Raw genomic sequence first — 14257 nt, 5'->3', positions numbered from 1 at the left:
GGTCCCGTCGGCGTGGGGAAGCCGACCGTCGACCCGCGACGTGTCGGGGCTGAACATCAGCCACAGCCGCTCCACGACAGGGCGGTCGGCGAGGTGCGCGAGGCGGATCGATACGTCTGGCACGGGACTCCTTCTGCAGCGCGGTCAACCGGCGACCTCGGAGTGCCGGCGTCGACGGTACCGAGGCTCCGGACTGACGCCCGTTGTACCAGTGTTCGTACTGCTCGTCCGCGGTGCGGGGCCGGATCACGCGTCGCCGGACCCCCCCCCCCCCCCCCCCCCCCCCCCCCCCCCCCCCCCCCCCGTCCCTCGTGCTCTCTTTCCCTCGTGCCGGTCACCGGCGACCGGCACGAGGGAAAGAGAGCACGAGGGACGAGGGGAGCACGTGGGCGCGAGGGCGCGAGGGCGCGAGGGCGCGAGGCGATGAGGGCATGAGGGCATGAGGCCATGAACGTGGAGCTGGGCATCTTCGTGGAGCGGGACGGGCTGCCGGCGGTGCGGTTGGAGCGCCCTTTCGGGGTGCCGGTCGAGCAGGTGTGGCGGGCGCTGACGGAGCCGGGCAGCCTGGCGGCGTGGTTCCCCTCGCCGACGGTGGACCTGCAACCGCACGTGGGTGGCCGGGTGGAGTTCGCCGGCGACCCCTACGCGGGCGACACCTCCGGCACCGTGCTGGAATTCGATCCACCGCGGCGCCTGGGGTACACCTGGGGCGACGACGAGCTGCTCTTCGAGCTCGGGCCGCGCGGCGAGGGCTGCCTGCTCGCTCTCACCGACGTGCTGGAGGAGCGCGGCGCCGCGGCCCGCAACGCCGCGGGCTGGGAGATCTGCCTGGAGGAACTGGACGCTCTCCTCACCGGCGGTTCCCCCTCGGGCTCGCACCGCGGCCCGACCGGCGACTGGCAGGCCCGCTACGACGCCTACGTGGCCTCCGGCATGCCCTCGGGGGCGCCCATCCCCGAGGGCGGCGACCCGGGCTGAGGCCCTGGTCCGGGCTGAGCCGCTGGCCCGGGCCAGCGGCGGGCCACCAGGAGCGTCCAGCAGGTGAGCGCGGCGCACAGGGCGGCGCCCGTGGCGAAGACCGCGCTGTGCCGGCCGTCCTGGAGGAGGGACGTGGTGGCGGCGACCGTCGCGGAGCTGGCCAGTATGGCGGCGGCCGAGAACAGGGACGCGGCGCGGGCCCGGACCGGGGGCGGCAGGAGGCGGGGCAGCCAGGTCTGGAGGGTGGTGTGCAGGTAGCTCCAGGCGACGCCCAGCAGCGCGGCGCACAGCATCAGTACGGCCGTGCCGGGGAGGACGGCGGCGAGGGAGGCGCCGGTCATCGCGAGCGAACCGCCGGTGCCCAGCAGCCGCTTGGGGCTCCACACCCTGGCGTGGCGGCGCAGGACGAGGGTGCCGGCGAGGACGCCGACGGCGTAGGTGACCAGTACGGCGGAGGTCGACGTCTCCTCGCCCGCGGTGGCGAGGGCGGGCGCGAGGAGGGCCGGGAGCCCGAGCAGGACGGCTCCTTCGGCCGCGCCGAGACCGAGTACGGTCCCGTACGCGGCGCAGGTCCGCGCCGCGGAGCCGGTGCGGGGCGGCCACTCGTCCGGAGCCGGGGCGGGCGGATCGGCCGCCGTCTCGTCCGGGACCCGGGGACCGGCCGCCGTCTCGTCCCGGGCCCGGGGACCGGCCGCCGTCTCGTCCCGGGCCCGGGGACCGGCCGCCGCCTTGTCCCGGGCCCGGGGACCGGCCGCCGCCTCGTCCGGGACCCGGGGACCGGCCGCCGTCTCGTCCCGGACCCGCGGACCGTCGTCCGCCGCCCGTGTGCGCCCCCGCGCCCCGTCCGCGGTGGGCGAGGGGGCCAAGCTGTCCGCCCGGCGCCGGCCGCCGTGCGCGGGCGTGGGGCGGGAGCGGGTGTCGCCGAGGCGCCAGATCGTCACCGCGGTGAGGACGGCGATGACGGCGAAGGCGGGCCGCCACGAGCCGATGCGCAGCACCGTGTCCGCCAGCACGGGCGAGGCGATGGCGCTCGCCGCTGTCACGGTGGTGAGCGTCGCGAACGCCCGTTGCCTGGTGGGGGCGGAGCGCAGCGACTCGTAGTACAGGGACACGGACGGGGTGACGGTGGCGAAGCCCGCTCCCGCCGCGGTGCGCAGCGCGACCCACCAGCCGGGCCCCGGACACAGCGCGGAGCCCACGGAGGCGGCTGCCGCGACGGCCAGTCCGGTGCGCAGGCTGTGCCCGGGTCCGTACCGGTCGGCCAGCCACCCCCACAGGGGCAGCGCGAGGCCCTGGCCGAGCGAGTAGGCGGCGATTCCGGTCGTGACGGTGGCGATGTCGGTGTGCCAGGCGGCGGCGAGGGCGACGAGCAAGGGCGCGCACAGGTGCCAGTCGGCGTTACCGAGAGCAGCGGCCCAGCGGAGCGCGGACATGGTCCCCCCTTCTCCCCTCGGAAGAGAGAATATGGAGCTTTCCGCCAGGAATAGGGCGAGTGGGAGAATGTGACCCCTTCTGGGGATGTGCCGGGGCGGTGTCGGAGCGATGCCGGGACGGAGCCGGGGCGGTGCCAGGACGGAGCGGTGGGCGGTTCGGCGTCCCCCGGGCGGCGTTTCGAGGCACTCGCCCCCGGCCCGTATCGTCGGCCCCACCGGCCTTCGGCGGGCCCCACCGGCCCCGGCGGCCGGCCCGTCACGACGGCCCGGGCGACCGGCACGGCGGTCGGGAGCGAGCGGATCCGACGACAGGGACAGGAAGGCGGCGAGCGGCGTGCGCGAGGAGTTCGGTGGCGCTGAGGGCCGGCGACGCGGCGGCGGGCGGCCGTACGGGCGCGGCGGCGGTTACGGAGGCGGCCACGGCGGTCCGCGCGGGGGCCGCCCGCGCGGGCGCGGCGGGCCGCCACGGGAGCACGCCGGGGCCGCCGGGGCGCCCGGGTACGCAGAGGGGCGCGCGCGGACGCCGCGCACCGGGCTCGCCGCCGAACTGCGGGGGCTGGAGGGTGCGCAGTACGGGCGGTACAAGAGCCTGACCGGGCGGTGGGAGCTGCCCGGCGGCCAGGTGCTGGAGCTGGTGCGCGGCCAGGCCGACCCGTACGCGCCGCCCGCGCGGGTCGCCGTCCACGTGCCCGGCGGGCAGGCCGGGCTGCCCGCGGAGTTGTGGGCGACGCCGACGCGGCGGCGGGCGCTCGCCTCGTATCTGGCGCGCGGAGCCGCGCGGGCGGTGCGCGGGGAGAAGGCGCTGCGGGTGGACGCGGGCGGCCAGGAGGTGCTGGAGCGCAGCTCGTGCACGGTCAGCGGGGACGACGGCTCGGTCGTCCTGCGGCTGGGCGTCGCGCTGCCGGGCCACGGGCGGCGCATCGACGGGTTCGAGGCCGAGCGGCTGCTGTGCCAGGTGTTGCCGCGCGCGGCCGAACGCACGCTGGTGTACGAGGCGTTGGACGCCGGGGCTGTGCGGCGCTTCGTGGAGACCGTCGAGGACTCGGTGGCGCTGCGGGAGGCGCTGGCGGGGCTCGGTCTGGTCGGTTTCGTGGCCGACGGCGCCGTGCTGCCGCGCCGCAGCGGGGTCGACGACCGCCCGGCGGCGGGCGGCGGTGTGGTGCCGTTCGCCGCGCCCGAGGAGTTGCGGGTGACGGTGGAGCTGCCGCATGCGGGCGCCGTCACGGGCATGGGTGTGCCCGAGGGGGTGAATCTCGTCGTCGGCGGCGGCTTCCACGGGAAGTCGACGCTGCTGCGGGGGCTGGAGACCGGGATCTGGGACCACGTGCCGGGCGACGGACGCGAACTGGTCGTCTCGCGAAGTGAGACGGTGAAGCTGCGCGCCGAGGACGGCCGCCGCGTGGAGCGGGTCGACGTGCACGCCTTCGTCGACCACCTGCCGGACGGCTCGGACACCTCCGACTTCTCCACCGAGAACGCCTCGGGGTCGACCTCGCAGGCCGCGTCGCTGTGCGAGGCCGTCGAGGCGGGCGCGCGGGTGCTGCTGATCGACGAGGACACCGCCGCGACGAACCTGATGATCCGGGACGCGCGGATGCAGGCGCTGGTGGCCAAGGAACGCGAGCCGCTGACCCCGCTGGTGGACACCATCCGCTCCCTGCACCGCGACCACGGGGTCTCCACGGTGCTGGTGATGGGCGGCTCGGGCGACTACCTGGAGGTCGCCGACCGTGTCGTGATGATGGACGCCTACCGCCCCTCGGACGTCACCGCGCGGGCCCGGCAGATCGCGGCCGTGCCCACGGGACGCCACGCCGAGGCGGAGGCCTTTCCCGGGGTCGTGGCCCGGGTGCCGGACCCGGCTTCGCTGGACGCCGAGGTGCGCGGGCGCTCCCGGATCCGAGCGCGCGGCGAGGACGTGCTCTCCTTCGGCGACCACGAGGTGGACCTGCGCGCCGTCGAGCAGCTCGCCGACCCGCGCCAGGTCACCGGCGTCGGCCTCGCCCTCGAACTGATGGTGCGCCGCTCCATGCTGGACGGGCGCCGCACGCTGTCGGAAGCCCTCGACCTGCTGGAGGAGGTGCTGGCGGACGGGCCGACCTGGCCGCTGCTGACCGTGCGGGACGAGGACTTCGCCGTGCCGCGCAGGTTCGAGACGGCCGCGGCCCTCAACCGGGTCAGGGGGCTGCGGATGCTGCGCTGAGGCGCCGTGGTGGGATGTCTCCCATGAGCGCGACCGTGACCGTCACCACCTGGTACCTGGAACAGAACTCGCCGCGGGAGTTGACGCCCGCGCGGGTGCCCGAGGAGGCGGCCGGGGTGAGCGTCGCCCGCGCCGAGGTCCCCAGCCCCGAGTTCAACAGGTTCCTGTACGCGTCGGTGGGCGCGGACACCACGTGGGTCGACCGGCTGCCGTGGACGTACGCGCAGTGGGAGCACTTCCTGAAGCGTCCGGGTGTCGAGACGTGGGTCGCCTACGAGCGGGGCACGCCCGCCGGGTTCATCGAACTGGACGGCGCGAGTGAGTCCGCTCAGGGCGCGGTGGAGATCAGCTACTTCGGCCTGCTCCCCGCCTTCCGCGGGCGCGGTATCGGCGGTCACCTGCTCTCGGTGGGGCTCGCGCGCGCCTGGGACCTCGCGCAGCGGTGGGAAGGGCGTCCCGCGACCGGCCGCGTGTGGCTGCACACCTGCTCGCGGGACGGCCGGCACGCCCGCGCCAACTACGAGCGGCGCGGCCTGCGTGTCTACCGCACCGAGACCGCCGACGAGCCCGACGTGCCCTCGCCGGGGCCCTGGCCGGGAGCCTGAGCCGCTCGCCGGGCCGACGGCCGGGCGCAGTACACCTCACCGCGGCGGTCTCATCATTCGGTAAGTTTTCGTCCACCATACGGATAGCAGTGGACTGGCGTCTGACGGGCGTGCGACGCTTCCGTCATGTCTCGCGCTGGAATCGCCTTGGTGAGTCGACGTCACGTCGACCTCGTTCGCGTGTCCAGCGCCATCTGTCCGGCGGGCTGACAGTCACAGCACCGCCGTCTCGACACCTTTCTTCCGACGCCTTTCCCTGAGGCCGGCCCCAGGCCACCGCCCGCACCGTCGCGGGCACAGCCTCCTGACGGCGTCGCCGCATCCCCCGCGTACGGGCGCTTCCCGCGTGGTGGTCCGCCACCGCGCGCCGGGTTGGTCCGGCCCGTCCGCGTACCCGACCGCACCCGCCCCGCGTGTGCCCGCGCCCCCTGCCCGAAGGATTGAGCCATGGCCGACACCTCCGAGCGCCCCCCAGCCCCCGCCCGCCGCAAGGCGGGACGCCACCGCGGCGAAGGACAGTGGGCCGCAGGCCACTTCACGCCGCTGAACGGCAACGAGCAGACCAAGAAGGACGACGACGGTCTCAATGTGCGGACACGCATTGAGACGATCTACGCCCACCGCGGTTTCGCCTCCATCGACGGCGCGGACCTGCGCGGCCGGATGCGCTGGTGGGGGCTCTACACCCAGCGCAAGCCGGGGATCAGCGGCGGCAAGACCGCCGTGCTGGAGCCCGAGGAGCTGGACGACGAGTTCTTCATGCTGCGGGTCCGCATCGATGGCGGCCGGCTGACCACCGAGCAACTGCGCGTCGTCGGCGACATCTCGCAGGAGTTCGCGCGCGGCACCGCCGACATCACCGACCGGCAGAACGTCCAGTTCCACTGGATCCGCATCGAGGACATGCCGGAGATCTGGCGGCGTCTCGAAGGCGTGGGGCTGTCCACCACCGAGGCCTGCGGCGACGTGCCGCGCGTCATCCTCGGCTCGCCCGTCGCGGGCATCGCCGCCGACGAGATCATCGACGGCACGCCGGCCATCGAGGAGATCCAGCGCAGGGTCATCGGCAACCCCGCCTACTCGAACCTGCCCCGCAAGTTCAAGACGGCCGTCTCCGGATCGCCGCTGCTGGATGTCGCGCACGAGATCAACGACGTGGCGTTCGTCGGTGTCCACCACCCCGAGCACGGGCCCGGCTTCGACGTGTGGGTGGGCGGCGCGCTGTCCACCAACCCCAAGTTGGGGGTGCGGCTGGGCGCGTGGGTGCCGCTGGAGGAGGTCGCCGACGTCCACGAGGGCGTCACGGGGATCTTCCGCGACTACGGCTACCGGCGGCTGCGCAACCGCGCCCGGCTGAAGTTCCTCCTCGCCGACTGGGGCGCGGAGCGGTTCCGGCAGGTGCTGGAGGACGAGTACCTGGGGCGCAAACTGCTCGACGGCCCGGCGCCCGAGCAGCCTCCGCAGCAGTGGCGCGACCACATCGGCGTCCACCAGCAGAAGGACGGCCGCTACTACCTGGGCTTCGCGCCCCGCGTGGGCCGCGTGGACGGTACGACGCTCAGCAAGATCGCCGACTTGGCCGAGGCCCACGGCTCAGGTCGGGTGCGCACCACGGCCGAGCAGAAGATGATCGTGCTGGACGTCGAGCAGGACCAGGTGGCCTCGCTGGCCGAGGGCCTGGAGGCGCTCGACCTGACGACCCGGCCCTCCCCCTTCAGGCGGGGCACGATGGCCTGCACCGGGATCGAGTTCTGCAAACTGGCCATCGTGGAGACCAAGGGCCGCGGCTCCTGGCTCATCGACGAACTGGAGCGCCGCCTCCCCGACTTCGACGAGCCCGTCACCATCAACCTCAACGGCTGCCCCAACTCCTGCGCCCGCATCCAGGTCGCGGACATCGGCCTGAAGGGGCAACTGCTCACCGGGGCCGACGGCAACCAGGTCGAGGGCTACCAGGTGCACCTGGGCGGCTCGCTGGGCCTGGAGCCGGGATTCGGCCGCAAGGTGCGCGGGCTGAAGGTGACCGCCGACCAACTCCCCGACTACATCGAACGCGTGCTGCGTGCCTTCCAGGACCAGCGCGAGGACGGCGAACGGTTCGCCCAGTGGGCCGCGCGGGCCGACGAGGGGGACCTGAAATGAGCTCGGCCGAAGGCGGGGAGAGGGCCGCGCCGTTCCACTGCCCCTACTGCGGCGACGAGGACCTGCGGCCCAGCGAGGAGGCGACGGCCCCGGGGCAGGGAGCGGCCTGGGAGTGCTCAGCCTGCAACCGCGCCTTCCGGCTGAAGTTCCTGGGGCTGCTAGCCTCCGGACTGCGCTCGGCACACGGAGAGGACCCCACCCCATGAGCATCGCGCACATATCTGGGCAATGCTCCGCCGAGGAGCTCAGGACGCTGGCCGAGCAGGCGGGCCGCGATCTGGAGGACGCCGACGCGCTGGACATCCTGCGCTGGGCCGCCGACACCTTCGGCCGGCGCTTCTGCGTCACCTCCTCCATGGAGGACGCCGTCGTCGCCCATCTCGCCTCGCGTGTCTTCCCCGGCGTCCGCGTCGTCTTCCTCGACACCGGCTACCACTTCCCCGAGACCCTCGGCACCCGCGACGCCGTCGAGGCCGTCATGGACGTGGAGGTCCACACCCTCACCCCCCGCCAGTCGGTGGCCGAGCAGGACGCCGAGTACGGCCCCCAGCTGCACGACCGCGACCCCGACCTGTGCTGCGCGCTGCGCAAGGTGCAGCCGCTGGAAGAGGGACTGCGCGCCTACGACGCGTGGGCCACCGGGCTGCGCCGCGACGAGTCGCCGACCCGCGCCGGAACCCCGGTCGTCGGCTGGGACGAGAAGCGCCGGAAGGTCAAGGTCTCGCCCATCGCCCGCTGGAGCCAGCGGGACGTGGACGACTACGTCGCCGAGCACGGCGTCCTGACCAACCCGCTGCTGAGCGACGGCTACGCCTCCATCGGCTGCGCGCCCTGCACCCGCCGCGTGCTGGAGGGCGAGGACGCGCGCGCGGGCCGCTGGGCCGGGCGGGGCAAGACCGAGTGCGGGCTGCACGGATGACGGAACACCGAGAAGAGCAGGGGAGCGTGATGAGCGGGGCAAGCGGCGCGACCGTGTGGCTGACCGGCCTGCCGAGCGCGGGCAAGACGACGATCGCCACCGCGCTGGCCGACCGGCTGCGCGGCGAGGGCCGGCGGGTCGAGGTGCTGGACGGCGACGAGATCCGCACCTTCCTCTCCGCGGGACTCGGCTTCTCCCGCGCGGAGCGGGACACCAACGTGCAGCGCATCGGCTTCGTCGCCGAACTGCTGGCCTCGCACGGGGTGACGGTGCTGGTGCCCGTCATCGCCCCGTACGCCGACAGCCGCGAGGCCGTCGCCAAGCGCCACGCCGCCGAGGGCACGCCGTACGTCGAGGTGCACGTCGCCACGTCGCTTCAGGTGTGCTCCCAGCGGGACGTGAAGGGCCTGTACGCGAAGCAGGCGGCCGGCGAACTGACCGGGCTGACCGGCGTGGACGACCCGTACGAGGAGCCCGAGAGCCCGGACCTGCGGCTGGAGACCGACGGCCGGCGCGTCGCCGAGTCGGCCGCGGCGCTGCACACGTTGCTGAGGGAGAGGGGACTGCTATGACGACGGCGGTGACCGCGCCGGAGGAGACCGACAACCCGTTCGCGCTCTCGCATCTCGACGCGCTGGAGTCGGAGGCGGTGCACATCTTCCGCGAGGTCGCGGGAGAGTTCGAGCGCCCCGTGATCCTGTTCTCGGGCGGCAAGGACTCGATCGTGATGCTGCACCTGGCGCTCAAGGCGTTCGCGCCCGCGCCGGTGCCGTTCGGGCTGCTGCACGTGGACACGGGACACAACTTCCCCGAGGTGCTGGAGTTCCGGGACCGCACGGTGGCGGGGAACGGGCTGCGGCTGCACGTGGCCTCGGTGCAGGAGTACATCGACGCGGGCACGCTGCGCGAGCGCCCCGACGGGACGCGGAACCCGCTGCAGACCGTGCCGCTGCTGGAGGCCATCTCCTCGGGCCGGTTCGACGCCGTCTTCGGCGGTGGCCGCCGGGACGAGGAGAAGGCGCGCGCGAAGGAGCGGGTGTTCTCACTGCGGGACGAGTTCGGCGGCTGGGACCCCAGGCGCCAGCGTCCCGAGCTGTGGCAGCTCTACAACGGCCGGCACGCACCGGGTGAGCACGTCCGCGTCTTCCCGCTCTCGAACTGGACCGAGCTGGACGTGTGGCAGTACATCGCGCGGGAGAAGATCGAGCTCCCGGCGATCTACTACGCGCACGAGCGGGAGGTCTTCTCCCGCTCCGGCATGTGGCTGTCGCCCGGCGAGTGGGGCGGCCCCAAGGACGGCGAACGGGTCGAGCGGCGACTGGTGCGCTACCGCACGGTCGGTGACATGTCCTGCACGGGCGCCGTCGACTCGGACGCGGACACGGTCGAGAAGGTGATCGCGGAGATCGCCGTCTCCCGGCTGACCGAGCGCGGAGCCACCCGGGCCGACGACAAGCTCTCCGAAGCCGCGATGGAAGACCGCAAGCGGGAAGGCTACTTCTGACCATGACCGGAACGCTGGACAGCCAAGCGCTGGGAACCGCGGCCACGGCGACGACGTCGCTGCTGCGCTTCGCCACCGCCGGCAGCGTCGACGACGGCAAATCGACCCTGGTGGGCCGCCTGCTGCACGACTCCAAGTCGGTGCTGACCGACCAGTTGGAGGCCGTCTCCCGCGCCTCGCGGGAGCGCGGCCAAGAAGCCCCCGACCTGGCGCTGCTGACCGACGGCCTGCGCGCCGAGCGGGAGCAGGGCATCACCATCGACGTGGCCTACCGCTACTTCGCCACGCCCAAGCGGCGGTTCATCCTCGCGGACACGCCGGGGCACGTGCAGTACACCCGGAACATGGTCACCGGCGCCTCCACCGCCGAGCTGGCCGTCGTCCTGGTGGACGCGCGCAACGGCGTGGTGGAGCAGACCCGCCGGCACGCCGCCGTGGCCGCGCTGCTGCGCGTCCCGCACGTCGTCCTCGCCGTCAACAAGATGGACCTGGTCGACTACCAGGAGAGCGTCTTCGCCGCGATCGCCGACGCGTTCTCCGCGTACGCCACCTCGCTCGGGGTGCCGGAGGTGACGGCCATCCCCATCTCCGCGCTCGAAGGCGACAACGTCGTGGACGCCTCGGCGCACATGGACTGGTACTCGGGGCCCACCGTCCTCGAACACCTGGAGACCGTGCAGGTCGCCCACGACCCCACCGACGACGCGGCCCGCTTCCCCGTCCAGTACGTCATCAGGCCGCGGACCGCCGAGCACCCCGACTACCGGGGCTACGCCGGGCAGATCGCCTCCGGTGTGCTGCGCGTCGGCGACCGCGTCACCGTCCACCCCTCGGGGCAGACCTCCACGATCGCCGCGATCGACGCCCTCGGCCAGGCGGTCGAGGCGGCCTGGGCGCCCCAGTCGGTCACCCTCCGCCTCGCCGACGACCTCGACATCTCCCGCGGCAACGTGCTCGCCCCCAGCGAGGCGGACCTGACACCGAGCCAGGACGTGACCGCCACCGTCTGCCACCTCCACGACACCCCCCTCACCCCCGGCGCCCGCGTCCTGCTCAGGGTCGCCACGCGCACCGTCAAGGCGCTGGTGAAGGACATCCCCTCCCGTCTCACCCTGGCCGACCTGTCCCAGCACCCCGCGCCGGGGCAGCTGGTGGCCAACGACATCGGCCGTGTCGTGCTGCGCACCGCCGAACCCCTGCCCCTCGACGCCTACGCCCGCTCCCGCCGCACCGGCTCCTTCCTCCTCATCGACCCCGCCGACGGCAGCACCCTCACCGCCGGCATGGCCGGCGAGGCCTTCGCCGACGCGAACACGCCGGTGGCTGCGGGCGTCGACGACGAGGGCTGGGACTTCTGAAGCGGGGACTGACAAGCATGGGCATCCCGAAAGAGGCCTTCTCCACCTTCGACCAGACCGGTGGCCGCATCGGCAGCGGCGCACGCGGCAGCGGTCAGGGCGGAGTGGGGCGATGTGCACGGTGAAGTGCGTACGCCCCCCGTACGCCACGCTCACCGTCCGCCGTCCGTGCGGCCCGGCACCCCCGGACACCGCGCGGACACCGCCCCGCGTCCGCCCCCTTGAGAGGACACTTCCGTGCCCCGCATCCGAGCCCTGCCACGACGAGCGCCCCACCGGGCCGCCACCGCTCTCGCCCTCCTTCCGGTACTGCTCCTGGCGGCGGGCTGCGGCTACGGGTCGAAGGCCGTCGAGAGCGGGGACCCCGCTCCGGTGGGCGGTGCCAAGATCGGCGGGCTCGACGAGGTGAGGCTCGGGTACTTCCCCAACGTCACCCACGCCACCCCCCTGGTGGGGCTGCGCTCCGGCGGGCGGATACCGCAGGAGCTGGGCGGCACGAAGGTGAGGACGCAGGTCTTCAACGCCGGGCCCGCCGCCATCGAAGCGCTCAACGCGAAGGCCGTCGACATGACCTGGGTGGGGCCCTCCCCCGCCGTCAACGGGTACGTCCAGTCGGGCGGGAAGAACCTGCGCATCGTCGGGGGCGCGACCTCGGGCGGCGCCTCCCTGGTCGTCGACCCGGAGAAGGTGGCCTCGCTCGACGACCTCAAGGGCAAGACACTCGCCACGCCCCAGTTGGGCAACACCCAGGACGTGGCGCTGCTGCACCACCTCAAGACCAAGGGCATCGAGGTCGACCCGGAGACCGGCAAGGGCGCCACCTCGGTGCTGCGGCAGGACAACAAGGAGATCCCGACCACCTTCCGGCAGGGCGGCATCGACGGCGCGTGGGTCCCCGAGCCGACCGCCTCGAAGCTGGTGGCGGAAGGCGGCAAGGTCCTGCTCGACGAGGAGAAGCTGTGGAAGGAGGGGAAGTTCGTCACCACCAACCTGGTGGTGCGCCAGGACTTCCTCGAAGACCACCCCGACGTGGTCGAGGCGGTGCTGCGCGGCTCGGTGCGGACCAACGCGTGGATCCGCTCGCACCCCGGCGCCGCGAAGAAGGACATCAACGAGGCCTTGCAGCGCGACGCGGGCAAGCCACTGCCCGACACGGTGCTCGACGCGGCCTTCCGGCGGATCGAGGTGACGGACGACCCGCTGGCCGGGACGCTGAAGAAGCAGGCCGGCCACGCGGTGGCGACAGGGCTGCTGGACAAGCCGGACCTGGCCGGGATCTACGACCTGGCCCCGCTCAACCGTGTCCTCGCAAGCGCAGGCCGTCCCGCCGTGACCGACGCCGGACTTGGCCGTCCCTGAGCCCGCCCCTGCGAGAAGGAGGTGAACCAGTGACCGTGACCACAGCGGCCGGCACCGCCGCCCGCATCACGCACGTGAGCAAGTCGTTCGGCCCGCAGCACGTACTGGACGACATCAGCATCGACGTCGCGCCGGGAGAGTTCGTCACCCTGCTCGGCGCCTCGGGCTGCGGCAAGAGCACCCTGCTCAATCTCGTGGCCGGCCTCGACGCTCCCAGCGCCGGCACGATCGAGGTCCCCGGCGGACGCCCGGCGCTGATGTTCCAGGAACACGCGCTCTTCCCGTGGCTGACCGCGGGCAAGAACATCGAACTGGCCCTGAAGATGCGCGGCATGCCCAGGGCGGACCGCCCCGAGGAGGCCGAACGGCTGCTGCGGCTCGTGCGGCTGCACGGCGCGTACACCAAACGCGTCCACGAGCTGTCCGGTGGCATGCGGCAGCGGGTGGCGCTGGCTCGCGCGCTGGCGCAGGACAGCCGGCTGCTGCTGATGGACGAGCCGTTCGCCGCGCTGGACGCCATCACCCGCGACGTCCTCCACGAGGAGCTGACCCGCGTGTGGTCGCAGACGAACGTCGCCGTGCTCTTCGTCACGCACAACGTCCGCGAGGCCGTACGGCTGGCCGAGCGCGTCGTGCTGCTCTCCTCCCGGCCAGGACGCGTCGCCAGGGAGTGGAAGGTCGGCATCCCGCACCCGCGCCGTATCGAGGACGCGGACGTGGCCGGGCTGTCCGTCGAGATCACCGAACAGCTCCGGGGGGAGATCCGCCGCCATGGCCAGCACTGAGACACAGCCGACGACGTCCGGGCCGCGGACCGACGGCGAGAAGACCGGGAGCGCGGCGGCCACCGGCGCGGCGCCCGGGAGCCCGGCGCCCGGCAGCGACCTGGCGGGCCTGGAGGCGGGGCTCGACGCGCTCGACACCCACGCCACGGCACGGCCCGCGCTGTGGGAGGTGCTGCGGCACAAGGTGCTGCCGCCGGTGGCGGCCGTCGTACTGGTCCTGGCGCTGTGGCAGGCGGCGTTCGCGCTCGGCCTCAAGCCCGACTACCAGCTGCCGAGCCCGCTGATGGTGTGGGACGCGCTGGCCGAGGAGTGGTACAAGGGCACGATCCTCGGCGTCGTCTGGCAGAGCGTCTCCCGCGGGGCGCTGGGCTTCGGGGTCGCCCTCCTGGTCGGGACGCCGCTGGGACTGCTGGTGGCCCGGGTGCGGCCGGTGCGCGCGGCGATCGGACCGATCCTGTCCGGACTCCAGTCGCTGCCCTCGGTGGCGTGGGTGCCGGCGGCGATCATCTGGTTCGGGCTGACGAACGCCACCATCTACGCCGTCGTGCTGCTGGGCGCCGTGCCCTCCATCGCCAACGGCCTGGTCGCGGGCGTCGACCGGATCGACCCGCTGCACCTGCGCGCGGGAAAGGTGATCGGCGCGCGAGGGCTGCGCGGTGTCCGCCACGTGCTGCTGCCCGCCGCGCTGCCCGGCTACATCGCGGGACTCAAGCAGGGCTGGGCGTTCTCCTGGCGGTCCCTGATGGCGGCCGAACTGATCGCGACCTCGCCGGAGCTGGGCGTGGGCCTGGGCCGGCTGCTGGACACCGGCCGCGCCTACCAGGACATGCCGCTCGTGCTCGGAGCGATCCTGCTCATCCTGCTGGTGGGCATCGGCATCGAACTGCTCATCTTCGCGCCCGTCGAGCGGCGCGTCCTGCGCCAGAGGGGGCTGCTGCGCTGATGCCGCGCCCCACCCCTGTCACCCCTGT

The 14257-nt window shown here is 73.6% G+C and carries 14 protein-coding genes; 13 read left to right on the top strand and 1 reads right to left on the bottom strand.

Annotated elements, in window-relative coordinates; translation table 11 throughout:
- Nucleotides 1–447 precede the first annotated feature (447 nt).
- Nucleotides 448–978 carry an SRPBCC family protein gene (locus tag AB8Z75_RS22225; RefSeq protein WP_369204685.1) on the top strand — a complete coding sequence of 177 codons (531 nt, stop codon included), beginning with the start codon at nt 448–450 and terminating at the stop codon, nt 976–978.
- Here the strand turns inward: AB8Z75_RS22225 and AB8Z75_RS22220 are convergent.
- The gene (locus AB8Z75_RS22220) at nt 918–2411 is read right to left on the bottom strand and encodes an MFS transporter (protein WP_369204683.1); all 1494 of its coding nucleotides are present in this window, start codon (nt 2409–2411) and stop codon (nt 918–920) included. The two genes, AB8Z75_RS22225 and AB8Z75_RS22220, sit on opposite strands and share 61 nt — an antisense overlap.
- 334 nt (nt 2412–2745) lie before the next feature.
- Here AB8Z75_RS22220 and AB8Z75_RS22215 point away from each other — a divergent pair, with 334 nt between their 5' ends.
- From AB8Z75_RS22215 to AB8Z75_RS22160, 12 genes are all read left to right on the top strand, one after another.
- Nucleotides 2746–4614, top strand: a complete 1869-nt coding sequence (locus AB8Z75_RS22215; RefSeq protein ID WP_369204681.1) for an ABC-ATPase domain-containing protein — start codon at nt 2746–2748, stop codon at nt 4612–4614.
- Nucleotides 4615–4637: 23 nt separating this feature from the next.
- Nucleotides 4638–5219, top strand: coding sequence for a GNAT family N-acetyltransferase (locus tag AB8Z75_RS22210; RefSeq protein WP_369204680.1), 582 nt, complete (start codon nt 4638–4640; stop codon nt 5217–5219).
- A gap of 126 nt (nt 5220–5345) precedes the next feature.
- Nucleotides 5346–5429: a putative leader peptide gene (locus AB8Z75_RS22205; protein ID WP_312000843.1), complete on the top strand. Its 84-nt coding sequence runs from the start codon at nt 5346–5348 to the stop codon at nt 5427–5429.
- A gap of 237 nt (nt 5430–5666) precedes the next feature.
- The gene (locus AB8Z75_RS22200; protein ID WP_369204678.1) at nt 5667–7361 is read left to right on the top strand and encodes a nitrite/sulfite reductase; all 1695 of its coding nucleotides are present in this window, start codon (nt 5667–5669) and stop codon (nt 7359–7361) included.
- Nucleotides 7358–7567, top strand: coding sequence for a hypothetical protein (locus AB8Z75_RS22195; protein WP_369204676.1), 210 nt, complete (start codon nt 7358–7360; stop codon nt 7565–7567). Before AB8Z75_RS22200 ends, AB8Z75_RS22195 begins: the two co-directional genes overlap by 4 nt.
- Nucleotides 7564–8280 (top strand): phosphoadenylyl-sulfate reductase, encoded by a 717-nt coding sequence (locus AB8Z75_RS22190; protein WP_369204674.1) that lies wholly within the window; start codon nt 7564–7566, stop codon nt 8278–8280. Before AB8Z75_RS22195 ends, AB8Z75_RS22190 begins: the two co-directional genes overlap by 4 nt.
- A 29-nt stretch (nt 8281–8309) precedes the next feature.
- Nucleotides 8310–8852 (top strand): adenylyl-sulfate kinase, encoded by a 543-nt coding sequence (gene cysC, locus AB8Z75_RS22185; protein WP_369204672.1) that lies wholly within the window; start codon nt 8310–8312, stop codon nt 8850–8852.
- Nucleotides 8849–9784 (top strand): sulfate adenylyltransferase subunit CysD, encoded by a 936-nt coding sequence (cysD, locus tag AB8Z75_RS22180; RefSeq protein WP_369204670.1) that lies wholly within the window; start codon nt 8849–8851, stop codon nt 9782–9784. Before cysC ends, cysD begins: the two co-directional genes overlap by 4 nt.
- A gap of 2 nt (nt 9785–9786) precedes the next feature.
- Nucleotides 9787–11142: a sulfate adenylyltransferase subunit 1 gene (locus AB8Z75_RS22175; protein WP_369204668.1), complete on the top strand. Its 1356-nt coding sequence runs from the start codon at nt 9787–9789 to the stop codon at nt 11140–11142.
- Between the two features lie 237 nt (nt 11143–11379).
- Nucleotides 11380–12501, top strand: a complete 1122-nt coding sequence (locus AB8Z75_RS22170; protein ID WP_369204666.1) for an aliphatic sulfonate ABC transporter substrate-binding protein — start codon at nt 11380–11382, stop codon at nt 12499–12501.
- A gap of 29 nt (nt 12502–12530) precedes the next feature.
- Nucleotides 12531–13286: an ABC transporter ATP-binding protein gene (locus AB8Z75_RS22165; protein WP_369204664.1), complete on the top strand. Its 756-nt coding sequence runs from the start codon at nt 12531–12533 to the stop codon at nt 13284–13286.
- Nucleotides 13273–14229: an ABC transporter permease gene (locus AB8Z75_RS22160; RefSeq protein WP_369204662.1), complete on the top strand. Its 957-nt coding sequence runs from the start codon at nt 13273–13275 to the stop codon at nt 14227–14229. The genes AB8Z75_RS22165 and AB8Z75_RS22160 overlap by 14 nt, the downstream gene beginning before the upstream one ends.
- The last annotated feature ends 28 nt before the right edge of the window (nt 14230–14257 follow it).

The sequence above is a fragment of the Streptomyces sp. PU-14G genome (assembly GCF_041028275.1).
In the GTDB taxonomy this organism is placed as follows: Bacteria; Actinomycetota; Actinomycetes; order Streptomycetales; family Streptomycetaceae; genus Streptomyces.
The sequence above is the reverse complement of the archived record's forward strand: the minus strand, read 5'-3'. Positions and strand labels throughout refer to the sequence as shown.